This is a genomic window from Nonomuraea sp. NPDC049607, assembly GCF_040675375.1.
Taxonomy (GTDB): domain Bacteria; phylum Actinomycetota; class Actinomycetes; order Streptosporangiales; family Streptosporangiaceae; genus Nonomuraea.
This window is the reverse complement of the sequence record NZ_JBFAOV010000010.1, coordinates 227,888-248,470: the sequence shown is the minus strand read 5'-3', so window position 1 is coordinate 248,470 and position 20,583 is coordinate 227,888. Positions and strand designations below refer to the sequence as shown.

The 20,583-nt window shown below is 72.9% G+C and carries 21 protein-coding genes; 6 read left to right on the top strand and 15 right to left on the bottom strand.

Features of this window, described 5'->3' with window-relative positions:
• Nucleotides 1–33: 33 nt before the first annotated feature.
• Together AB0J97_RS22090 and AB0J97_RS22085 are read left to right on the top strand one after the other, a co-directional pair.
• Nucleotides 34–660 (top strand): helix-turn-helix domain-containing protein, encoded by a 627-nt coding sequence (locus AB0J97_RS22090; protein ID WP_364091434.1) that lies wholly within the window; start codon nt 34–36, stop codon nt 658–660.
• Entirely contained in the window at nt 657–1,595 is a 939-nt protein-coding gene (locus AB0J97_RS22085) for a hypothetical protein (RefSeq protein WP_364091432.1), read from the top strand. Before AB0J97_RS22090 ends, AB0J97_RS22085 begins: the two co-directional genes overlap by 4 nt.
• Here the strand turns inward: AB0J97_RS22085 and AB0J97_RS22080 are convergent.
• The 14 genes from AB0J97_RS22080 to AB0J97_RS22015 all read right to left on the bottom strand — a co-directional run bounded on the left by AB0J97_RS22080 (nt 1,576) and on the right by AB0J97_RS22015 (nt 16,658).
• The gene (locus tag AB0J97_RS22080) at nt 1,576–2,340 is read right to left on the bottom strand and encodes a class I SAM-dependent methyltransferase (protein ID WP_364091430.1); all 765 of its coding nucleotides are present in this window, start codon (nt 2,338–2,340) and stop codon (nt 1,576–1,578) included. The two genes, AB0J97_RS22085 and AB0J97_RS22080, sit on opposite strands and share 20 nt — an antisense overlap.
• Nucleotides 2,340–3,020 carry a DUF4191 domain-containing protein gene (locus tag AB0J97_RS22075; protein WP_352323051.1) on the bottom strand — a complete coding sequence of 227 codons (681 nt, stop codon included), beginning with the start codon at nt 3,018–3,020 and terminating at the stop codon, nt 2,340–2,342. The genes AB0J97_RS22080 and AB0J97_RS22075 overlap by 1 nt, the downstream gene beginning before the upstream one ends.
• A gap of 57 nt (nt 3,021–3,077) precedes the next feature.
• Nucleotides 3,078–5,420 carry a glycoside hydrolase family 3 C-terminal domain-containing protein gene (locus AB0J97_RS22070; protein ID WP_364091426.1) on the bottom strand — a complete coding sequence of 781 codons (2,343 nt, stop codon included), beginning with the start codon at nt 5,418–5,420 and terminating at the stop codon, nt 3,078–3,080.
• A gap of 67 nt (nt 5,421–5,487) precedes the next feature.
• Complete coding sequence (locus tag AB0J97_RS22065) at nt 5,488–6,297, bottom strand: alpha/beta hydrolase (protein WP_364091424.1); 810 nt, start codon at nt 6,295–6,297, stop codon at nt 5,488–5,490.
• The gene (locus tag AB0J97_RS22060; RefSeq protein ID WP_357700714.1) at nt 6,276–6,659 is read right to left on the bottom strand and encodes a VOC family protein; all 384 of its coding nucleotides are present in this window, start codon (nt 6,657–6,659) and stop codon (nt 6,276–6,278) included. Before AB0J97_RS22060 ends, AB0J97_RS22065 begins: the two co-directional genes overlap by 22 nt.
• Before the next feature lie 97 nt (nt 6,660–6,756).
• A complete protein-coding gene (locus AB0J97_RS22055; RefSeq protein WP_364091422.1) occupies nt 6,757–7,713 on the bottom strand; it encodes a helix-turn-helix domain-containing protein in 957 nt (318 codons plus the stop codon).
• Between the two features lie 87 nt (nt 7,714–7,800).
• On the bottom strand, nt 7,801–8,730 hold the full coding sequence (gene lipA, locus AB0J97_RS22050) for a lipoyl synthase (RefSeq protein WP_357700710.1): 930 nt from the start codon (nt 8,728–8,730) through the stop codon (nt 7,801–7,803).
• A 42-nt stretch (nt 8,731–8,772) separates the two neighbouring features.
• Nucleotides 8,773–9,756, bottom strand: coding sequence for a M48 family metallopeptidase (locus AB0J97_RS22045; protein WP_364091419.1), 984 nt, complete (start codon nt 9,754–9,756; stop codon nt 8,773–8,775).
• Between the two features lie 58 nt (nt 9,757–9,814).
• Nucleotides 9,815–10,507 (bottom strand): lipoyl(octanoyl) transferase LipB, encoded by a 693-nt coding sequence (gene lipB, locus AB0J97_RS22040; RefSeq protein WP_364091417.1) that lies wholly within the window; start codon nt 10,505–10,507, stop codon nt 9,815–9,817.
• Nucleotides 10,508–10,544: 37 nt separating this feature from the next.
• Nucleotides 10,545–11,282, bottom strand: a complete 738-nt coding sequence (locus AB0J97_RS22035) for a peptidase E (protein ID WP_364091415.1) — start codon at nt 11,280–11,282, stop codon at nt 10,545–10,547.
• Between the two features lie 36 nt (nt 11,283–11,318).
• Nucleotides 11,319–12,212, bottom strand: a complete 894-nt coding sequence (locus AB0J97_RS22030; RefSeq protein ID WP_364091413.1) for a TIGR01777 family oxidoreductase — start codon at nt 12,210–12,212, stop codon at nt 11,319–11,321.
• A 67-nt stretch (nt 12,213–12,279) separates the two neighbouring features.
• Entirely contained in the window at nt 12,280–13,734 is a 1,455-nt protein-coding gene (sucB, locus tag AB0J97_RS22025) for a 2-oxoglutarate dehydrogenase, E2 component, dihydrolipoamide succinyltransferase (RefSeq protein ID WP_364091411.1), read from the bottom strand.
• A gap of 38 nt (nt 13,735–13,772) precedes the next feature.
• Nucleotides 13,773–15,137, bottom strand: a complete 1,365-nt coding sequence (gene lpdA / locus AB0J97_RS22020; RefSeq protein ID WP_357700698.1) for a dihydrolipoyl dehydrogenase — start codon at nt 15,135–15,137, stop codon at nt 13,773–13,775.
• A gap of 51 nt (nt 15,138–15,188) precedes the next feature.
• Nucleotides 15,189–16,658 carry a leucyl aminopeptidase gene (locus AB0J97_RS22015; protein ID WP_357700697.1) on the bottom strand — a complete coding sequence of 490 codons (1,470 nt, stop codon included), beginning with the start codon at nt 16,656–16,658 and terminating at the stop codon, nt 15,189–15,191.
• Nucleotides 16,659–16,763: 105 nt separating this feature from the next.
• Between AB0J97_RS22015 and AB0J97_RS22010 the strand changes: the two genes are divergently transcribed.
• Genes AB0J97_RS22010 through AB0J97_RS22000 form a run of 3 tightly spaced genes read left to right on the top strand, consistent with a single transcriptional unit; the run spans nt 16,764 to nt 18,957 of the window.
• Nucleotides 16,764–17,111 (top strand): GntR family transcriptional regulator, encoded by a 348-nt coding sequence (locus AB0J97_RS22010; RefSeq protein WP_357700696.1) that lies wholly within the window; start codon nt 16,764–16,766, stop codon nt 17,109–17,111.
• On the top strand, nt 17,108–18,073 hold the full coding sequence (locus tag AB0J97_RS22005) for a hypothetical protein (protein ID WP_364091409.1): 966 nt from the start codon (nt 17,108–17,110) through the stop codon (nt 18,071–18,073). The genes AB0J97_RS22010 and AB0J97_RS22005 overlap by 4 nt, the downstream gene beginning before the upstream one ends.
• Nucleotides 18,070–18,957 (top strand): CPBP family intramembrane glutamic endopeptidase, encoded by an 888-nt coding sequence (locus tag AB0J97_RS22000; RefSeq protein ID WP_364091407.1) that lies wholly within the window; start codon nt 18,070–18,072, stop codon nt 18,955–18,957. The genes AB0J97_RS22005 and AB0J97_RS22000 overlap by 4 nt, the downstream gene beginning before the upstream one ends.
• A 42-nt stretch (nt 18,958–18,999) precedes the next feature.
• Here AB0J97_RS22000 and AB0J97_RS21995 read toward each other — a convergent pair whose 3' ends face one another.
• The gene (locus tag AB0J97_RS21995) at nt 19,000–19,743 is read right to left on the bottom strand and encodes an adenosylcobinamide-GDP ribazoletransferase (RefSeq protein WP_364091405.1); all 744 of its coding nucleotides are present in this window, start codon (nt 19,741–19,743) and stop codon (nt 19,000–19,002) included.
• Nucleotides 19,744–19,778: 35 nt separating this feature from the next.
• On the opposite strand from AB0J97_RS21995, the gene AB0J97_RS21990 reads away from it, so the two are divergent.
• Nucleotides 19,779–20,579 carry an ATP-binding cassette domain-containing protein gene (locus AB0J97_RS21990; RefSeq protein WP_357700688.1) on the top strand — a complete coding sequence of 267 codons (801 nt, stop codon included), beginning with the start codon at nt 19,779–19,781 and terminating at the stop codon, nt 20,577–20,579.
• Nucleotides 20,580–20,583: the final 4 nt, after the last annotated feature.

The window sequence follows — 20,583 nt, the reverse complement described above, 5'->3', positions numbered from 1 at the left end:
GGAAAACGTACCGGGTATGGTTATGGTGGTCCCATGATGGCGGGGCTCAGGGAGCGCAAGAAGGAGCAGACCCGGCGGCGCATCGCGGAGACGGCTCTGCGGCTGTTCGCCGAGCGCGGCTACGACGCGGTGACGGTCAACGAGATCGCCGAGGCGGCCGGGGTCGCGAAGGTCACGCTGTTCGCGTACTTCCCCAGCAAGGAGTGCCTGGCGCTCGACGGCGTGTCGGAGGACCCGGCCGCGATCGTGGCGGGCCGCGGGCCGGGCCGCTCGCCGCTCGGCGCGCTGCGCGAGCACTACCGGTCGATGGCCGCCCGGGGCGCCGGGGAGGTCGACGTGGAGGGGCTGCTGACCCGGGTCCGGGTGATCGCGGCCACCCCGGCGCTGCTGGCCGCCGTCCAGCAGGTGCACGCGGGGGAGCGGTACGAGCTGGCCGCGGCGCTGGCCGAGGCCGCGGGCGCGCCCGCGGACGACCTGACCGCCCGGCTCATGGCGGCCCAGATCACCGGCGCGATCACCACGTTGCAGGAGGCGTTCTTCCACCGGCTCGTCTCGGGGGCCTCGCTGGAGGAGGCGGGCCGGCTGCTGGCCGGTGACGTCGAGACGGCCTTCGACCTCCTCGAACACGGCTTTTCATCCACTAAAAGGGGAAAATCATGAAAAAAGGGATTAACTATGACACCGGGTTCTTGAACGGCCCCCAGCTCACCCGTCGCACCCTCGACCCCGACGTCGTCGCCCGCGAGATGCGGGTGATCGCCGACGAGCTCCACTGCACGGCCGTCCGCGTGTCCGGCGGCGACCCCGAACGGCTGTCCGTCGCGGCCGAGCGGGCGGCGGCGGCCGGCCTGGAGGTGTGGTTCGCGCCCTTCCCCGTCGACGCCACCCCGGAGGAGGCCGTCGCCCTCTACGCCGACTGCGCGGCCCGCGCCGAGGACCTGCGCCGCGGCGGCGCGGAGGTCGTGCTGGTCGCCGGGTGCGAGACCAGCGCGTTCTGCCACGGCTTCATCCCCGGCGCCACGTACGGCGAGCGCCTGGCGGCCATGACGACGGCCGACCTCGCCTGGTGGCAGTCGCTGGCCGAGATCGTGCCCCGCTTCAACGTCTTCCTGGCCGAGGCCGCCGCGACGGTCAGGGCCGGGTTCGGCGGCCGGCTCACGTACGCGTCGGGCCCCTGGGAGCTGATCGACTGGACGCCGTTCGACATCGTCGGCGTCGACGCCTACCGCGCCGCCTACAACGCCGCGGACTTCCCCGCGGAGCTGCGCGCCCACTTCACCCACGGCAAGCCGGTGGCCGCCACCGAGTTCGGCACCTGCGCCTACAAGGGCGCGGGGGAGCGCGGCGGCTCGGCGTACATGGTGCCCGAGGGGGCCGTCCCGGACGAGGGCGAGCAGGTCCGCTACCTGACCGAGCTGCTCGACGTCTTCGAGGCCGAGGGCCTGGACGCCGCGTTCTGGTTCACCTTCGCCGCCTACCACCGGCGCGGCGCCGACGACCTCGGCTCCTACGGCGTGGTCAGGATGCTCGACGAGACCCGCTGGGAGCCCAAGGAGGTCTTCGCCGCGATGGCGGCTAGGTATTCGCGCACGTGAAGATGGCCGTGCCGGGCAGGTGACGGCCGCGCAGCGGGCTCCAGCCGCCCCACGCCCGCTCGTGACCCTGCGGCCACTCCGGCTCCAGCAGGCCGGTGAGGGTCAGCCCGGAGGCGGCCAGCAGGCCGATCCAGTCGCCCATCGTGCGGTGGTGCTCGACGTAGGAGGCGGAGCCGTCGTCGTCCCGCTCGACGTAGGGCGAGCGGTCGAAGTAGGAGCGGTCGGAGGTGAGCCCGCGCGGGCCGGGGTCGTCGGGGAAGGCCCACCGGATCGGGTGGCTCACCGAGAACACGAACCGGCCGCCCGGCCTCAGCACCCTGCGCACCTCGCGGAAGACCGCCAGCGGGTCGGCCACGAACGGCAGCGCCCCGTACGCCGAGCACGCCAGGTCGAAGGCGCCGGACGCGAACGGCAGCGACTCGGCGTCGGCCTGGGCCACGGGGACGCGCAGGCCGGTGTCGAGGTCGATGCGCCGGGAGTGGCGCAACTGCCGGTGGGAGATGTCGAAGGCGGCCACCCGTGCCCCCTGCGTCACCAGCCACCGCGCGCACTGCGCCGCGCCGCAGCCGATCTCCAGCACGTGCCGGCCGCGCACCTCGCCCAGGAGGTGCGCGTCGGCCTCGTCGACGCCCTCGGGACACCAGACGAACCCGGTGTCCCGCAGGAAGCCGCCGTGCTCGACCTGGTAGTCGTCGGCGTTGCCGTCCCACCAGAGGCGGTTGGCCCGCGAGGAGACCGACAGCACTAGCGCATCTTCGGGCCGCGCGGCATGCGGGCCCCCTTGGGCATCGGGCCCTTCGGCATCGGCAGGTTCTTCGGCAGCGAGCGCAGCCGGTCCTTGACCTCGTTGACCGAGGGCTTCTTCAGGTTGCGCGGCAGCTTCATGATGTGCCGCTGGAGCTTGGCGATCGGCACCTGGCCCTCGCCGTCGCCGCACTGGATGTCGTAGATCTCGACGCCCAGCACCACGCGCGCGACCCGCTTCTTCTCGGCCGCGAGCATCTTGGCCACCCGGTTGCCGGGGCCCTCGGAGACCAGCACGACCCCCGGGAAGCCGACGACGAGGTGCACCAGGTCCTGGTCACGGTTGACGGCGATGGCCGGGGTGACCTGCCAGTTGCCCCGCATGCCCTGCAGCACCGCGGCGGCGGCGCCGGTCTGGCCGTGCAGGATCGAGTACTGGGCCTTCTGGGCGAGCTGGCCGAAGACGACCAGCCCGACGGTGAGCGCGGCCAGGACGCCGATGAACACCGAATACCACAGGTAGTCCGTGACCAGGCCGATCACGACGACCACAGCCAGCGTGCCCACCGCCGAGAGGAAGACGATGGGCATCCCCTTGGGATTGGCCTGCTTGATGATCTGCGCGATCATGCGGAGCTGCTTGATGCGCCCCGGCTTCTCTGGATCCTCGGACTTTGCCATGCTCAGAAGGATACAAACCAACTGGTGCACTATGGAAAACGCGACCGGCCTTTGTCGCTAGATCTTCACCGTGATCGACAGCCTGGGGTCCGCGACGTGGTGCGACGCCTGGAGCGTGTACTCGCCCTCGACCGTGCGCCAGCCGTCCCGCCACACCTGGAAGGCGCGTTCGGGCAGGAAGACGGTCGTGATCACGGTCTCTCCCGGCCCGGCCTCGACCACGTCGAACCCGGCCAGACAGCGTTCGGCGCCCTGGCCGAGATAGATCTGCACGACCTCGCGGCCGAAGCGGTCGCCGGTGTTGGTCAGCGCGACGGTCACGGTGCCGCCCTCGGCGGCGATCGAGTCGTAGCTCCAGGTCGTGTAGCCGAGCCCGTGGCCGAACCAGAAGGCCGGAACCCGCCCTGACCGCTCCCAGGCCCGGTACCCGATGGACGTGCCCTCGTCGTAGGCCACAGCGCCGTCCACGGGGGTGACGTCGGTGACGGGGGCGTCCTGGAGCGTCCGCGGCCACGTGGTGGGCAGGCGTCCGCCGGGCTCGGCGTGGCCGGACAGCACGTCGGCCAGCGCCGACCCGGCCTCCTGCCCGGGGAACCAGGTCAGCAGCACGGCCGCGACCTCGTCCGCCCATGGCATCTCCACCGGTGAGCCCGCGTTGACCACGACCACCGTGCGCGGGTTGGCCGCGGCCACGGCGCGGATCAGCTCGTCCTGGCGGCCGGGGAGCGCGAGGTCCGCGCGGTCGAAGCCCTCGCTCTCGACCTCGGGCGTCGTCGAGGCCACGACCACCGCCACGTCACTGTCCGCCGCCAGCCGCACGGCCTCGGCGATCAGCTCGTCCGGGCCCGGCGCCGGGTCGGCGTGGCCCAGCGTGTACGCCACGAACGCCATGCCACCGAAGGCCCCCGCCGGATGCGTCACGCTCAGCTCGTACGGCTCGCCCGCGGCCATCTCGACGGCGAACCGCCGCTCCGGCGGCGCCAGGAACGCGGCCGCCGGATCGCCGCCCTCCAGCTCGATCGCCGCGTCGAAGACGGTCTCGCCGTTCACCGTGACGGTGAAGTGGCCCACGCCCGCCACCGACAGCTCGTGCCGGCCCGACCTGCCCGGCGTGTACGCCGCCCGCAGCCGTACCGCCCCGAGCCGCTCGCCGTCCACGTCCGGCGGCAACTGGCCGATCCACCGCGCCTCGGCCGCCGCCAGCGGATGCTCGGCCAGCAGGCCGCCGTCGCCGTCGAGGAACTGCGCCACGACCGGGCAGGCCAGCGGGGCCAGCCGGATGCGCGGGTCGGTCCCGACGGCGTGGCGGACCTCGACGCCCTCCAGCGCGCCCAGCCCCGCCAGCGGGGAGACGACCCGGTCGGGGAAGACCTGGGCGCTGCCGCCGCCCATGACCCGGGCCTCGTCCGCGGCCGAGCCGATGAGCGCCAGCGTGCGCACGTCCCGCAGCGGCAGCACGCCGTCGTTGGTGAGCAGCGTGAACCCGCGCACGGCCACCTCGCGGGCCAGCGCGACGCCGTCGATCACGCCGGGCTCGGGCCGGTCGCCGCCGCCGAGCGCGCCGGTGCGCCGGGCGAGCCGCAGGATGCGCCGCACCTTGTCGTCGATCACCGACTCGGGCACCCGCCCCTCCCGTACGGCGGCCTCCAGCTTCTCCCCCCAAGGGCCGAACGGTCCGGGCATGGCCACGTCGGTCCCGCCCAGGGCGGCGGCCTCGGTGCTGCGCACGGCCGTCCAGTCGGACACGACGAGCCCGTCGAACCCCCACTCGTCCTTGAGCACGCCGTTGACCAGGTCGGAGTGCTCGGTCATGGTGGTGCCGTTCACCGAGTTGTAAGCCGTCATCAGCCCCCAGGCGCCGGCCCGCACGACCCGCTCGAACGGCTGCAGGTAGACCTCGCGCAACGCCTTCTCGCCGACCTCGACGTTCACGGTGAAGCGGTCGGTCTCGAAGTCGTTGGCCACGAAGTGCTTGGGCGTGGTGGCCACGCCGCCCTCCTGCACGCCCTCGACGTAGGCCGCGCCGATCTCGCCCGTCAGGTACGGGTCCTCCGAGAAGCACTCGAAGTGCCGGCCGCCCAGCGGGGAGCGGTGCAGGTTGATCGTGGGCGCGAGCAGCACGTGCACGCCCTTGCGCCGGGCCTCCTGGGCCAGCAGCGCGCCGGCCCGCCGGACGAGGCCCACGTCCCAGGTGGCCGCGAGCGCGGTCGGGCTCGGCAGCGCGATCGACGGGTCGGCGGAGGTCCACTGCTCGCCGCGGACGCCGATCGGGCCGTCGCTCATCACGAGCCGGTCCAGGCCGATCTCGGGGATCGCCGGAAGGGACCACATGCCGGCGCCGGTGAGCAGGCGGATCTTGGTGGGGAGGTCGAGCCGGTTGATCAGTTCGTCGAGTTCCACGGCATCAGTGTTTCCCAGAAAACCGAGTGACCGATAGGTTTGTGACCTTTACGTTACGCAAAGGCTGTCATCGGGCGAAGAACTCCAGCAACTCGGGCACCAGCGCCTCCGGCGTCACGGCGTGGGCCTGATCCTCCAGCACCCGGTGCCGCGCCCCCGGCACGGCCGCCGTGACCGCCCGCGCCGCGGCCGCCATCCACCGGGGGCTGCGCTCGCCGCTCAGGACGAGCAGCGGCTGCGCGATCGCGGCCAGCGCGGCGGCCGGCAGCCGGTTGCCCGGCCCGAGGACGGCGGCCTCGTAGGCCAGCGTGCGGGCCACGCCCTTGAGGTGCGCCCACGACGCGTCGGCCCGCATCGCGGCCACGGCCTCGGCCGGCACCTCGGCCGCCTCCACCATGAACCGCTCGACCGCCTCCTCCCACCGGCCGGCGTCGACCAGCGACTCAAGCTGCGCGGCGAAGTCGTCCGGCAGCGGGGGAGCGTCGTCGTCCACGTGGTAGGGCGGCTCCCACACCGCCACCCGGGTGATCCCGAGGCCCCGCGCGGCGGCCTCCAGCACGAGCGCCGCGCCGGACGAGCCCCCGAACACCATGGCCGTCCCGCCCGCCGCGCCGATCACCGCCGCCAGGTCCTCGATCTCCCGCTCTACCGCGTACGGACGGGTGTCGCCGCTGCCGCCCCGGCCCCTGCGGTCGTAGTCGAGGACCCTGAACCAGGGCGACAGGGCGGCGGCCACGCCCGCCAGTGTCGGGTGCGACCGGTCGCCGAACGCGCCGTTGACCAGCACGACCGCCGGCCCGGCGCCGTAGCCGTCGAAGGCGAGGACGGTGCCGTCCGCCGAGGTGACCCGGCCGCTCACGCGGGCTGGACCAGGCACAGGGCCTCCCAGTGGTGCCCGTCGAGGTCGGCGAAGCCGCGCTGGTAGCGGAACCCGGCCTCCTGCGGCACGCCGGCCGGGGTGGCGCCGAGCGCGAGCGCCTTGTCCACCAGTTCGTCCACCTGGGCCGGGTTCTCCATGCCGAGCACCACGATGGCCTCGGTGCTGGTGGCGGCGTCGGCGATCTCCTTGCTGACGTACGTGGCGAACGTCGGCTCGGTGAGCAGCATCACCTGCGTCTGCTCGTTGATCAGGATCGAGGCCATGCCCTCGGCCATGCCGTACATGGTGAAGCCGAGCTCGGTGAAGAACTTCTGCGACCGGTCCAGGTCCTTCACCGGCAGGTTGAGGAAGAGCTGCATGTCGTGGTCCTTAGCGTTCTGAGGTGTTTTGCGACACCCTCAGTCTGCTCACCGCGCCCCCGCGCGTCTTGGATCCCAGCGCCAGGGAAGTTGACGATCAGCGCACGGGATCGGCGCGCCGGAACTCGGCGGGCGGCATCCCGTACGCCCGCTTGAACAGCCTGCTGAAGTGCGCCGAGTCGGGCAGCCCCCACCGGGCCCCGACCTCGCTCACCGGCACGTGGCGGGCGGCGAGCAGGTCGGCGCGGCAGCGCTCCAGCCGCCGGTGCCTGATCCAGGCGGCCACCGTCGTGTTCTCGGACTGGAACAGCCGGTGCAGGTGACGCACCGAGACGTGGTGCGCCTCGGCCACCATGGCCGGGTCGAGGTCGGGCCACCCCAGACGCTGGTCGATGAAGGCGCGCACGCGCACCAGCAGCGCGCGGCGGCGGGCGTCCTCGGGCACCGCGTCGGCCCGCTCCGCGCGCTCGGCCAGGGCCGTGGTGACCAGGTCCATCACCACCGTCGCCAGCCTGGCCGCGCTGGCCGGGGTGTAGTCGTCGTAGTCCTGGGTGACCCGGCGCAGCAGCGGCACGGCCAGCGCGCCGGCGCCGTCACGCGCCGAGACGGGCACCGCGGTCAGCCGGGCCATGTCGTCGTACGGCAGCGGCAGCAGCTCGTGCGGGAAGCTGAACACCGCGAGCTGCACGGCCGAGTCGTAGGCCACCTCGTAGGGCCGAGTGAAGTCGTAGACGGCGAACTCGCCCTTGCCCAAACGGATCTCGCGGCCGTCCTGGCGCAACACCGGGTTGCCAGAGACGGCCAGCACGGCCCGGTAGAGCTCGGGGTTGTCACGGTGGATCAGCCGCGCGGTGCGGTGGACGCTGTGCGGCGTGGACGTGCGCACCCGGCCCACGCCCACCGGGCCTAATTGCCCCAGCTCGATCTCGCCCCGCAGCGGCGCGCCGGAGTCGATGCGCAGGTCGAGCGGGCCGAGCGTGTCGCAGACGATGCCGCGCCAGGCGTCGTGGCGGCTGCGCGCGGGCAGATCGCTCGTGCGGATCACGGTCGCCATCGCCTCGCCCCTTCCTCGGCCGCCCTGCCATGCTAGGGACGCGAAAAGCCCCGGGCAAACCGCCCGGGGCTCCGCTCGCGGCGTGGATCAGGTGGTCTGACGGGCCGCGATGGCCTGCTGGTAGAGCCTGCCCGCGCGGTAGGACGAGCGCACCAGCGGGCCGGACAGCACGCCGGCGAACCCGATCGCCTCGGCCTCGGCCTGCAGCTCGACGAACTCCTCCGGCTTGACCCAGCGCTCCACCGGGTGGTGGCGCGGCGTGGGACGCAGGTATTGAGTGATCGTCAGCAGGTCGGTGCCGGCGGCGTGCAGGTCGCGCATCGCCTCGACGACCTCTTCGCGGGTCTCGCCCATGCCCAGGATCAGGTTGGACTTGGTGACCAGCCCGGCCTCGCGGGCCGTCGTGATCACCCCGAGCGAGCGCTCGTAGCGGAAGGCCGGGCGGATGCGCTTGAAGATGCGCGGCACCGTCTCCACGTTGTGGGCGAACACCTCGGGCTTGCTGGAGAAGACCTCCTCCAGCTGGTCGCGGTTGCCGTTGAAGTCGGGCACCAGCAGCTCGACGCCGCAGCCGGGCAGCAGGGTGTGGATCTGCCGCGCGGTCTCGGCGTAGAGCCAGGCGCCGCCGTCGGGCAGGTCGTCGCGGGCCACGCCGGTCACGGTCGCGTAGCGCAGGCCCATCTGCTGGACGGACTCGGCGACCCGGCGCGGCTCGTCGCGGTCGTATTCCTTGGGCTTGCCCGTGTCGATCTGGCAGAAGTCGCACCGGCGCGTGCACTGGTCGCCGCCGATGAGGAAGGTCGCCTCGCGATCTTCCCAGCACTCGTAGATGTTGGGACAGCCCGCCTCTTCACAGACCGTGTGCAGGCCCTCCCGGCGCACGAGCGATTTCAGCTCGGTGTATTCGGGGCCCGTCTTCAGCTTGGTCTTGATCCACGGGGGCTTGCGCTCGATAGGGGTCTCGGCGTTACGCACCTCCAGGCGGAGGAGCTTTCTGCCATCAGGAGCAACGGTCACCCGTCCAGCTTACGTCCGCCGCCGAACCGGACCGGTCGAGGGTCAGGTGATCAGGCCGAAGCCGCGGATCGCCCTGGTGTAGTGGCGCGTCAGCTCCTCGTCGATCAGCGCGGACCCGGCGGTGCCCAGCAGCTCCGAGTGCGGCGCCGAGGTGAGCACGCCGTCGTCGGTGAGCTGGTGGCGGGTCAGCGCGCCCTGCCGGATCGCCGTGACGCTCTCGCCGCGCAGCGCCGCGGCCTGCATCGGCGCCAGGTAGCCGCCGGCGGCCAGGTCGCGCAGCTCGGCCAGCTCGTGCTCGGACACGACCCGCCGCGCGATCGCCTCCCGCCGCTCCTCGGTACGGGGACGCCCGGCGCGGGCCAGCCCCGTCAGTGCGTACTCCACCAGCAGCACCGGGCCGCCCAGCACCCGCCCGATCAGCCGGCCGATGGCCCCCACCGCCTCGTACGTCGTGCCGGTCTGGTCGATCGGGCCCAGCGAGGACCTGGCGATCGCGGCCTGGGCCTCCTCCCTGACCTTCAGCGGAGCGCTCGACCCGAGCAGCGCGTCGTGCCAGGCGGCCAGCGTGTACAGCGCGCCGTCCACGATCAGCTCCTCGCCGACCGGCGTGCGCGCGTACGCGGTGGCCAGCAGCGCCACCCGTTGCCGCGGGGGCAGGGCCAGCCACAACGGCAGCCCGACGACCAGCACCGGCGTGCGCGGCAGGCCCACATGGTCGTAGACCGTCTCGGTGGCCAGGTCCCGGACCGCGATCTTGCGCGGCCTCTTGACGCGGGCCCGGTCGGCCACGCGGTCGGCCAGGGCGTACAGCTCACCGGCAGCGGCGCGGTCGAGCACCTCGGCGTCGGCCGGCAGCCGGGGAAGGCGCGGTCGCAGCGCCCATCCCACGGCCAGGCTCACGCCGCCGACCAGCCACGCGACGAGGGAGCCGAGATTCGTCAGCACGACCCACGCGCCCAGCGCGAGGAAGGCCAGCGTGAGCAGGTGAACCAGGAGCGCGAGGACGAGAGCGGCAGATCGCTTCACACGGGCGATACTAAGCCGGAAAGATCCACATTCGACCGCTGTTTCGATGCCGATTCGGTCACCTGCGCAGCAGATCCTCCTCGTGCAGGTCGAACGGCTCCCTGCCGAGCGCCTCGGCCAGCCGCTTCTCGGCGATCGGGACGACCTCCTCGACCACGATCCGGCGGCCGGTCTCCGCCGACAGCGAGGAGACCCCCGCGTCGGCCAGCCCGCACGGCGTGATCCGGTTGAACCACCGGGGGTCGTTGGCGCAGTTGAGCGCGAACCCGTGCATGGTCACGCCGCGCGCGACGCGGATGCCGACCGCGCCGAGCTGCCGGTCGGGCAGCCCCAGGGCGGCGTCGCCGGCCGCCCACACCCCCGGACGCCCCGGCACCCGCCGCCCGGTGACGCCGAAGTCGGCGCACACCTGGATCATCGTCTCCTCAAGGGCACAGACGTAACGGGTCACGTCGGTCACGGCGACGATGGGGTAGGCGACGAGCTGACCGGGGCCGTGCCAGGTGACCCGGCCGCCCCGGTCGACGTCGACGACGGGGGTGCCGTCGTCGGGACGGTCGCCGGGCAGGGTGCGCCTGCCCGCGGTGTAGACGGGCGCGTGCTCCAGGATCAGGACGGCGTCGCCCAGCTCACCGGCGACCCGCTTGCCGTGCATCCAGCGCTGCAACGACCAGGCTTGCTCGTAGGGGACGTCCACACCAAGGCGGACGACGGCCAGCGCGTGGGGATCGTCCCCGTGGATGGGGCGCATGAGCCTATTGTGCCGTTCCCTCACCCTGTCAGGGTAATCAGGAGGTCAACAGGCGTGGCTCGATCCTGAACTCCTTGACGCCGTTGGAGCCGTCGTACTCCAGCCGGTACGCGTAGGCGCGCGGGTCGACGGTGACCGCCTGGATGAACTCGGTGCCCACGTAGTGCAGGGCCACGCCCTCGTCGGCGGCGTACCCGCCGGGCAGCTCGCCCGAGGCGACCGACTCCTGCAGCAGCGGGCGGCGCTGCGGCTCGGCGTTGTAGTGGACCCCGCACGAGTACGGCAGCAGCCCGAGCCCGTCGGCCCACGGACGCAGCGCCGGGCCGAAGGAGTCGGTGTTGCCGCCCACGTGCCAGCACAGCGCGCCCGCGCTCTGCCCGGACAGCACCACGCCCGCCCGCCAGGCCTCCTCGAAGACCTCGTCGAGGCCGTGCAGCCGCCACAACGCCATCAGGTTGGCCACGCTGCCGCCGCTGACGTAGATCATGTCCTGTTCGAGCGCCCACGACCGCGCGTCCTCGACGTTGGGCATGGGGAAGACGGTCAGGTGGCTCAGCTCGACGTCCCAGCCGGAGAAGGCGCCGTACATCTTCAGCAGCCAGTCGGAGGAGTCGCCGACCGCGGTGGCGACCAGGCCGAGCTTGGGGCGGTCCTGGCCGGTCAGGTCGAGGCCGTACCGCAGCAACCCGCTCGCCTCGATGAAGTTGTGACGCTCGCTCGGGCGGAACGACCCGCCCCCGATCGCCAGAATGTGCGACTGCCCTGACCTGCTCATGTCGGATCTCCTGCGTGCTGAAGGACGAACGGCACCCTACAGTACGGCGCGCAGCGCCTCGTCGAGACGGGTATGCGTGAAGCCGTAGCCGCTGTCAAGCAGTTTCCGCGGAATCATCCGATGGCTCGGCAGCAGCCCCGCGCGAGCGAATTCGCCCACCCCGATGGACAGCGCGAACGCCGGCACAGGCATGGGGACAGTGCCTTTACGCAGGCATTTACCCAGAGTCCGAGTGAATTCTTCGTTGGTGACCGGAGAAGGCGCCCCAAGATTCACCGGACCCCCGATTTCCCGATTTTTCAGGATATGTAGGGCGGCGGCCACCCAATCGTCCTGCGAGATCCACGACCAGTACTGCCGGCCCGTCCCCAGCGGCGCGCCCAGCCCGATCCGGAAGATCGGCAACATGCGCCCGAGCGCCCCGCCGTGCGGGCTCAGCACCATCGCCGTACGCAGCAGGGCGACCCGGCAGCCGGCCTCGGCGGCCCGCCCGGCCTCCCGCTCCCAGCGCTCGCACAGCTCGGCCAGGAACCCCTTGCCCCTGCCCTGGCTCTCGTCGATCTCGCGGCTGCCGGTGTCGCCGTAGAAGTCGACCCCGGAGGCCGACAGCAGCACCGGGGGCGGGCTGCCGAGCGCGCGCAGGGCGTCGACCAGCAGCCGGGTGCCCTCGACGCGGCTGCGCACCAGCTCCCGCTTGTAGGCGGTGGTCCAGCGCCGGTCGCCGACCGAGGCTCCGGCCAGGTGCACCACGCCCTCGGCCCCTTCGAGCGCGGCCCGGTCGATCACCCCCGCCGACGGGTCCCAGAAGGCCTCTCCCGGCCCCGCCGGCTCCCGCCGGACCAGCCGGACGACCTCCTGCCCCTCGTCCCGCAGCGCCCCGACCAGCGCCGTACCGAGCAGGCCCGACGCGCCGGTCACGATGATCGCCATGGCCCCACAGTACGCCAAAGGCCGGGCGGCCCCCCGCAGGAGCCGCCCGGCCTGTCAGACGCGATGACTACGCGAGCCCGAGCTGGGCCTCGAAGCGGCCCTCCTCCAGGCGACGCTTGATCGTCGTCAGGAAGCGGGCGGCGTCGGCGCCGTCGACCAGGCGGTGGTCGTAGGTGAGCGCCAGGTAGACCATCGACCGCACCGCGATGACCTCGCCCTCGGGCGTGTCGAGCACGACGGGCCGCTTGACGACCGCGCCGGTGCCGAGCATGCCCACCTGCGGCTGGTTGAGGATCGGCGTGTCGAACAGCGCGCCACGGCTGCCGGTGTTGGTCAGCGTGAACGTGCCGCCGGTGATCTCGTCGGGCGTCACCTGGTTGTTGCGGGTGCGCTCGGCCAGGTCGGTGACCTTGCGGGCGATGCCGGCGAGGTTGAGGTCGCCGGCGTTCTTGACGACCGCCGCGAGCAGGCCGCGCTCGGTGTCGACCGCCATGCCCAGGTTCTCCACGTCGAAGTACGTGACCTCGTTGGTCTCGTTGTTGATCGTGGCGTTGAGCTTCGGGTGCTGCTTGAGCGCCTCGACGGTGGCCATCGCGAAGAACGGGGTGAAGGTCAGCTTCACGCCCTCGCGACGGAAGAAGTCGTCCTTCGCCCGCGCCCGGAGCTGGGCGATCTTCGTGACGTCGACCTCGACGACCGACGTGAGCTGCGCCGCGGTCTGCAGCGACTCGACCATGCGCTTGGCGATGGTCTGACGCAGCCGCGTCATCTTCTCGGTACGGCCGCGCAGCGTCGTGTCGACCTCGACCGGCTCCGGCGCGGCGGCGACCGGGGCCTGGGCGGCGGCCGGGGCCGGCGCTGCGGCGGCCGGCTGGGCTGCCGGAGCCGCGGCCGGGGCGGCGGCCTTCTCGCGCTGGGACTTGGCGGCCTCCAGCACGTCCTGCTTGCGGATGCGGCCGCCGACGCCGGTGCCGCTGATCGCGTCGAGGTTGACGCCGTGCTCGTTGGCGAGCTTGCGCACCAGCGGCGTCACGTAGGGGCTGTCGCCCGAGGACGGCAGCGGCGTGGGCTCGGCCGCGACCGGCGCCTGCTGCGGAGCCGGAGCCTGCGGGGCCGGAGCCTGCGGGGCGGGGGCCGGGGCCGGGGCCGGGGCCGGGGCGGCCTGCTGGGGAGCGGGCTGGGCCGGGGCCGGCTGCGGGATGGAGGAGGCCGGGGGAGCCGGGGCGGGCTCGGGCTCCGGCTCGGGAGCGGCCTGCGGGGCGGGGGCGGCGGCGCCCGGCTGGGCGTTCTCGTCGATGATGGCGAGCTCGGCGCCGACCTCGACCGTCTCGTCCTCAGCCACGACGATCTTGGTGAGCACACCCGCGGAAGGCGACGGGATCTCGGTGTCGACCTTGTCGGTCGAGACCTCGAGGAGCGGCTCGTCGGCCTCGACGCGCTCGCCCTCCTTCTTCAGCCAACGGGTTACCGTGCCCTCGGTCACGCTCTCGCCGAGCTGGGGCATCTGTACGGAGACCGGCATCGTTATTCTTCTCTCGCGTTCTGATCTCGAGGGCTGGACTAGTTGTGTACGTGCAACGGCTTGCCGGCCAGGGCCAGCATCGCCTCACCGACTGCCTCGGACTGGGTCGGATGTGCATGGATGAGCTGGGCGACCTCTGCGGGCAGCGCCTCCCAGTTGTAGATCAGCTGGCCTTCCGTGACGAGCTCGCCGATGCGCCGGCCCACCATGTGGACGCCGACGACCGGCCCGTCCTTCTGGGCGATCACCTTCACCGCCCCGGAGGTGCCGAGGATCTGGCTCTTGGGGTTGCCCGCCAGGTCGTAGACCTGCTCGACGATCTCGATGCCGCGCTCGGCGGCCTGCGCCGACGTGATGCCGACCGAGGCGACCTCGGGGTCGGAGTAGGTGATGCGGGGCACGCCCGCGTAGTCGATCGGCGGCGGGTTGAGGCCGGCGATGTGCTCGGCCACCAGGATGCCCTCGGCGAACCCGGCGTGGGCCAGTTGCAGCGTGGGGATCAGGTCGCCGATGGCGTAGACGCCCGGGACGGAGGTCTGGCAGTGCTCGTCGACCACGACCGCGCCGCGCTCGACGGTCACGCCCTGCTCCTCGAAGCCCATGCCGGACGACACCGCGCCGCGGCCGACCGCGACGAGCAGGAGCTCGGCGTCGAGGGTCTTGCCGTTGGCCAGGGTGACGACGACGCCGGTCTCGGTGGTCTTGGCGGAGTCGAAGAAGACGCCCAGCTCGTACTTGATGCCGCGGCGGCGGAAGGCCCGCTCCAGCAGCTTGGAGCTGGACTCCTCCTCGGTCGGCAGCAGGTGCGGCAGCGCCTCGACGATCGTGACCTCGGCGCCGAACGAGCGGTAGACGCTGGCCAGCTCGACGCCGATCACGCCGCCGCCCAGGACGATCACCGACGACGGCACGCGGTCCATCTTCAGGGTGTGCTCGCTGGTGATGATCCGCTCGCCGTCGATCTCCAGGCCGGGCAGCGTGCGGGGGGCCGAGCCGGTGGCCAGCACGAGGTTGGCGCCCTCGTAGACCTCCGAGCCCACCTGCACGCTGCGCGGGCCCACCAGACGGCCCTCGCCCTCGACCACCGTCACGCCCGCGCCCTTGAGCAGGCCCTGGACGCCCTTCCAGGCACGCGTGACGATCTTGTCCTTGAACGCGTGCACGCCCTGGACGTCGATGCCCTCGAAGCTCGCCTTGACGCCGAAGGACGCGCTCTCGCGGGTCTCGTCGGCGACCTCGGCGGAGTGCAGCAGGGCCTTCGTGGGGATGCATCCCCTGTGGAGGCAGGTGCCGCCGATCTTGTCCTTTTCGATGAGGACGACCGACTTGCCCAGCTCGGCCGCCCGGAGCGCGCAGGCGTAACCGCCGCTGCCGCCACCTAGGACGACGATGTCATAGGCCACAGGAAGGCTCCTTGTCGGGGTGTTCGTGATGCCGTCATCTTTTCATTTGTTTCAGATGCTCGCGTGCCGCTCTGCGAGTCCGATGAGGGTGCGGGTGATCGCGCCGGTGCCGCCCTTGGGGGTGTAGCCGTACGGCTCGCCCTTGTTGTAGGCGGGTCCGGCGATGTCGAGGTGCGCCCAGCGAACCCCGTCGGGCACGAACTCCTTGAGGAAGATGCCCGCGGTGAGCATGCCGCCGAAGCGCTCGGGGTGGAGGTTGGCGATGTCGGCGATCGGCGAGTCGAGGCCCTTGCGCAGCTCCTCCGGCAGCGGCATGCCCCAGGCGCCCTCGCCGGCGGCGGTGGCGGCCTCGACGACCAGCTCCCTGACGGCGTCGTCGTTGGCCATGACGCCCGCGGTGCGCCAGCCGAGCGCGACGATCTGGGCGCCGGTCAGCGTGGCGATGTCGACGATCAGGTCGGGGGAGTCCTCGGCGGCGCGCGCGATGCCGTCCATGAGCACCAGGCGGCCCTCGGCGTCGGTGTCGAGCACCTCGACCGTCTTGCCGCTGTAGCTGTGGATGACGTCGGAGGGACGCTGGGCGGTGCCGCTCGGCATGTTCTCGGCCAGGCAGAGGTAGCCGACGGCGTTGACCGGCAGGCCGAGCCTGGCGATGCCGATCAGCGCGCCGAGCACGGCGCCCGCGCCGCCCATGTCGGACTTCATCCAGTCCATGGCGGCCGACGGCTTGAGCGACAGGCCACCGGAGTCGAACGTGATGCCCTTGCCCACGAACGCCAGCGTCTTGGCGGCGTCGGGGTGGCTGTAGGCGACGCGGACCAGGCGCGGCGGGTTGACCGAGCCCTGGCCGACGCCGACCAGGCCGCCGTAGCCGCCGTCCTTGAGCTGCTTCTCGTCGAGCACCTCGACGGTCAGCCCGGCCTTGGCGCCCTCCTGCTCGGCGAGCTCGGCGAACTTGGCCGGCCACAGGTCGGACGGCGGCGTGTTGACCAGGTCGCGGACCAGCGCGACCGACTCGGCCAGCACCCCGGCCCGCTCGGCGACGGACTCGGCCTGCCCGGACAGGACGGTGATCTCGGCGACGGGCGCCTTCTGGCCCTCGCCCGTGCGGTAGCGGTCGAAGCCGTACGCGCCGAGCAGCGCGCCCAGCGCGACGGCCTCGGCCTGGGCGTCGTCGTCGGCGGGCAGGGCCAGCGCGGCGCGCGCGGTGCCGGCCAGCGACCGGACGGCGGCTCCGGCCGCGCGGCGAAGGGACTCGTGGTCGGACGACTCGCCCAGGCCGACGGCGACGAGCACCGGGGCCGTGACGTTGCCGAAGGTGGGCAGCTTGGCGACCTCTCCGGGTTTGCCGGAGAAGCCGAGGGAGCTGAGGGAGGCGGAGAGGTTGCCGCCGAAGGCCGCGTCGAGGGACTCAGCGCCCGTGGCCGGGCGGGGGCCGTTCTGGCCGGGCCGGAAGCCGACGATCAGGGCATCGGTGTCGACAGAGACTGGGTCTGCTGAGTTCAGCCGCACAGTGGTCACGTAAACCGATGCTATCCACGGTTTCTGCGTACTCACAAACAGGGGTTCATCCTACAAATGCTGGTCGCGCGCATTCCGTTTCTTGGTGCTAGTGTCATTAGCATCATGTTGCTCGCGCTCGATCTCAACGACGCACGGCCCCTCCACGAACAGGTGTCCGGCGCCATCCGCCGTGCCATCGGCGAGGGCTCCTACGCGCCCGGTGACCGCCTTCCGCCGGCCCGCGACCTCGCCAGGGTGCTCGGCATCAACCCCAACACCGTGCTGCGCGCGCTGCGCGACCTGCGCGACGAGGGGCTGCTGGAGTTCAGGCGGGGGCGCGGGGTCAGCGTCGCGGGCCGGGCCGACGGGCGCGCGCTGCTCGTGCAGCGGGCCCGCGAGCTGCTGGAGGAGGCCGAGAGGCACGGCTACCGCCGTGAGGACCTCATCACCATCCTGGAGGATCTGCCATGAACCCACGAGTCGCCGCCGCGGCGTGGGGCGCGGCCGTCACCGCCGCCCTGGTCCTTGGCCCGATGGCGCTGCGCGACCGGCTGCCCGAACCGCTGGCCACCCACTGGAACGCGGGAGGCGTCGACCACTCGGCCTCCTTCCAGGCCCACGTGCTGACGGTGGCCGCGGTGTGGACCTTGGTGTGGGTCGCGCTGCTGGCCGTCGCCGCGCGCGGCTGGGCGCTGCGGCACAGGAACGGGCGGGCGCTGTGGTGGGGCGGGCTGTTCGGCGGCGGGGTCCTGGTGCTCGGCACCCAGGCCTTCACCCTGTCGGCCAACCTCGACGTGCCCGACTGGACGGCCGCGAGCCTCTCCGGCTGGCAGGTCCCGCTGGTCGTCGTCGGGTCGCTCGGCGTGGGCGTGCTCGCGGGCTACCTCGGCAGGGGCGCGCCCGACCCCGTCCAGGCCGTGCAGCCGCCCCCGGCGATGCGCCTGCGGCCCGGCCGGCGCACGGTCTGGGTCAGCCGTCTGGTCAACCCGTGGCTGGTCGCGCTGGCGCTCGTGGCCGCGGCGGCCGTCGCGGTGCTCTGCGGGCTGCGCCTGGCCGGCGCGGTCTCGGCCGCGACGCTGGCCTCGGCCCTGCCCGGGGCCGTGATCGCGATGGTCGTCGGGCTGGCGACCGCCGGCCTGACCGTACGGGTCGGCGGCGACGCGCTCGTCATCGGCTTCGGCCCGCTCGGCTTCCCGGCGCGCAGGATCCCGCTGTCGAAGATCGACCGGGCCTGGACGGAGGTCCGCAGGCCGAGCGAGGTCGGCGGCTGGGGCTTCCGCGGCATCCCGGGCATGGCCACCATCATGCTGCGCGGCGGTGAGTGCCTGGTCGTCGGCTACCGCTCCGGCGGCCGGCTGGCGATCAGCATCGACGACGCCGAGAGCGGCGCGTCCCTCATCAACGCCCTCGTCGCGGAGCGTGTCCGGTCATGAGAAAGCAGCTCGCCGTCTTCCTCGTCCTCGCGTTCGGGCTGTCCTGGCTGGTGGCGCTGCCCATCTGGCTCGGCGCCGGTCTCGCCTCGCCCGCGGCCAAGGGGCTGGCCGCCGTCATGATGTTCACCCCCACCGCCGGGGTGCTCGGCGTGTGGGCGCTGTCCCGCGCGCCCTGGCGGCGGTGGGCCGCCGAGACCGGCCTGACGCTGGGGGAGAGCAAGGGCCGCACCGGCCGGTACGTGCTCGCCGCCTGGCTGGGCGTGCCGCTGCTGATCGCCGTCTGCGCCGGGCTCAGTACCGCGGTCGGGCTGTTCCCGCTCGACCTCGACCGGTTCAGCCTCTACCGAGCCACGCTCGAAGCCGCGGGCGTGCGGCCGCCGGCCGACCCGGGCCCGGCCCTCTACCTGCAGATCGCCATCGGCGTGCTGGCGGGCCCGGTGCTCAACGCCATCCCGGCGCTGGGCGAGGAGTGGGGCTGGCGCGGCTGGCTGCTGCCGCGGCTGTCGTCCACGTACGGGGCGATCGGCGGCCTGGCGCTGTCCGGCGCGATCTGGGGGCTGTGGCACGCCCCGCTCACCCTGCTCGGCTACAACTACCCGAGCCTCGGGTCGTGGGCGGCGCTGCAGTTCATCGGCTTCTGCGTGCTGGCCGGGATCGCGGTGGGCTGGCTGCGGCTGCGTACGGGCAGCGTGTGGCCCTGCGTGGTCGCGCACGGCTCGCTGAACGCGGTCCTTCCGGCCGTGCTGCTGCTCGGGGACGCCGCGGCCCCGCCCGACACGGCGGTGTCCGGGCTCACCGGGCTGGTCGGGTGGGTCCCGCTCGCCCTGCTCTGCGTGATCCTCCTCCGCACCCTCCGGACCCGCGCCCCGCAGCCGGTCGCCTGACCCGTACCCCTGCCTCCGTGGCCGCGTGGGCGAGCCGCTGGGTCAGCCCAGGATCGCGCACACCACGAGCGCGGCCGCCGTACCGGTCTCCACCAGCGCGCCGAGCACGTCGCCGGTGACGCCGCCGAGCCGCCGCCGGGCGTGCCGGAGCAGCAGCAGCGCCGCCCCGAGCCCGGCCGCCAGCGCGAACGGCGGCGCCCACGTCCCGGCCGCCAGCCCGAGTCCGGCGCTCACCGCGAGGGCGGCCAGCGTGGCGAGCCACGCCGCCGGAGCGCTCACGGTGCCCGCCACCATCGCCCCGAGCCCGCCCGGACGGGCGGCGGGCACGCTCGCCCGGCAGGCCCAGGCGAGCGCCAGCCGCCCGGCCACGCAGGCGGTCACCAGGGCGGCGTAACCGGCCCCGGTCAGCGCCGCCGCCTGGACGAGCAGCGTCAGGACCAGCGTCATCACCCCGAACGGCCCGATGTCCGACTTTTTCATGATGTCGAGGGCCGCGTCGGCGGGCTTGCCGCTGCCCAGGCCGTCGGCGAGGTCGGCCAGCCCGTCCAGGTGCAGCCCGCGGGTGAGCGCGGCCAGCAGCGCGAGCGCGAGCCCCGCGCCCAGCAGCGGCGGCCCAGGAAGCAGCAGCGCCAGGCCCGCCACCGCGCCGAGCCCCAGCCCGACCGCCGGAGCCGCCACCATGGCCCACCCGGCGACCTCCCGATCGACCCGTTCGACCCGCACGGGAACGGCGCTGAGCGTGCCGATCGCGAGGCGCAGCCCATGGGTCAGCTCAGCAAGCCGCATAACGACCGATCCTAGGGCCGACTAATGTGGCGGGAATGCACGTGCTTGAACTCGAAGGTGTAGCTGTCCGGGTTGTCGGCAAAACGCTGCTCGACGCCATCGACTGGCAGGTGGAGTACGGCGACCACTGGGTGATCCTCGGCCCCAACGGCGCGGGCAAGACCACCCTGCTCTCCCTGGCCGGAGCGGTCCGCCACCCGAGCGAGGGCACGGTCAGCGTGCTCGGCCACCGGCTCGGCCGGATCGACCTGCGGGAGCTGCGCCGCCACATCGGCCTGGTCGCGGCGAGCCAGCGGCTGGTCGACGAGGAACTGATGGAGCAGGAGGGCGCCACCGCCCACACGGTCGTCCTGACCGGCCACACCGGCACCAGCGTCCCGCTGTGGGACAAGTACGGCGACGCCGAGCGCGAACGCGCCGGCCGCCTGCTGGCCGACCTGGGCTGCAAGGACCTGGCCGAGCGGCCGTTCCGGGTGTGCTCGCAAGGGGAGCGGGCCCGGGTCAGGGTGGCCAGGGCGCTCATGGCCGAGCCCGCCGTGCTGCTGCTCGACGAGCCGTTCGCCGGGCTCGACCTGCCGGCGCGCGAGGACCTCATCACCGCGGTCGAGCACCTGGCCGCCACCCGGCCCGTCCTGACCACGGTCACGGTGACCCACCACCTGGAGGAGGTGCCCGCGACCACCACGCACGCGCTGCTCATGCGCGACTCGCGGCTGCTGGCCGCGGGGCCGGTGTCGGAGGTGCTCACGGCCGGCAACCTGTCCGACTGCTTCGGCCGGCCGCTGCAGGTGGACCGCCTCGACGGCCGCTGGTACGCCAGAGCCGTCCGCCCGTAAGGCT

Coding starts and splice junctions, on each gene's coding strand:
- AB0J97_RS21990 (WP_357700688.1), top strand. CDS start 19,779: ATGCACGTGCTTGAACTCGAAGGTGTAGCTGTCCGGGTTGTCGGCAAA.
- AB0J97_RS22090 (WP_364091434.1), top strand. CDS start 34: ATGATGGCGGGGCTCAGGGAGCGCAAGAAGGAGCAGACCCGGCGGCGC.
- AB0J97_RS22035 (WP_364091415.1), bottom strand. CDS start 11,282: ATGAGCAGGTCAGGGCAGTCGCACATTCTGGCGATCGGGGGCGGGTCG.
- AB0J97_RS22005 (WP_364091409.1), top strand. CDS start 17,108: ATGAACCCACGAGTCGCCGCCGCGGCGTGGGGCGCGGCCGTCACCGCC.
- AB0J97_RS22030 (WP_364091413.1), bottom strand. CDS start 12,212: ATGGCGATCATCGTGACCGGCGCGTCGGGCCTGCTCGGTACGGCGCTG.
- AB0J97_RS21995 (WP_364091405.1), bottom strand. CDS start 19,743: ATGCGGCTTGCTGAGCTGACCCATGGGCTGCGCCTCGCGATCGGCACG.
- AB0J97_RS22075 (WP_352323051.1), bottom strand. CDS start 3,020: ATGGCAAAGTCCGAGGATCCAGAGAAGCCGGGGCGCATCAAGCAGCTC.
- AB0J97_RS22085 (WP_364091432.1), top strand. CDS start 657: ATGAAAAAAGGGATTAACTATGACACCGGGTTCTTGAACGGCCCCCAG.
- AB0J97_RS22010 (WP_357700696.1), top strand. CDS start 16,764: ATGTTGCTCGCGCTCGATCTCAACGACGCACGGCCCCTCCACGAACAG.
- AB0J97_RS22060 (WP_357700714.1), bottom strand. CDS start 6,659: ATGCAGCTCTTCCTCAACCTGCCGGTGAAGGACCTGGACCGGTCGCAG.
- AB0J97_RS22055 (WP_364091422.1), bottom strand. CDS start 7,713: ATGGCGACCGTGATCCGCACGAGCGATCTGCCCGCGCGCAGCCGCCAC.
- sucB (WP_364091411.1), bottom strand. CDS start 13,734: ATGCCGGTCTCCGTACAGATGCCCCAGCTCGGCGAGAGCGTGACCGAG.
- lipB (WP_364091417.1), bottom strand. CDS start 10,507: ATGCGCCCCATCCACGGGGACGATCCCCACGCGCTGGCCGTCGTCCGC.
- AB0J97_RS22000 (WP_364091407.1), top strand. CDS start 18,070: ATGAGAAAGCAGCTCGCCGTCTTCCTCGTCCTCGCGTTCGGGCTGTCC.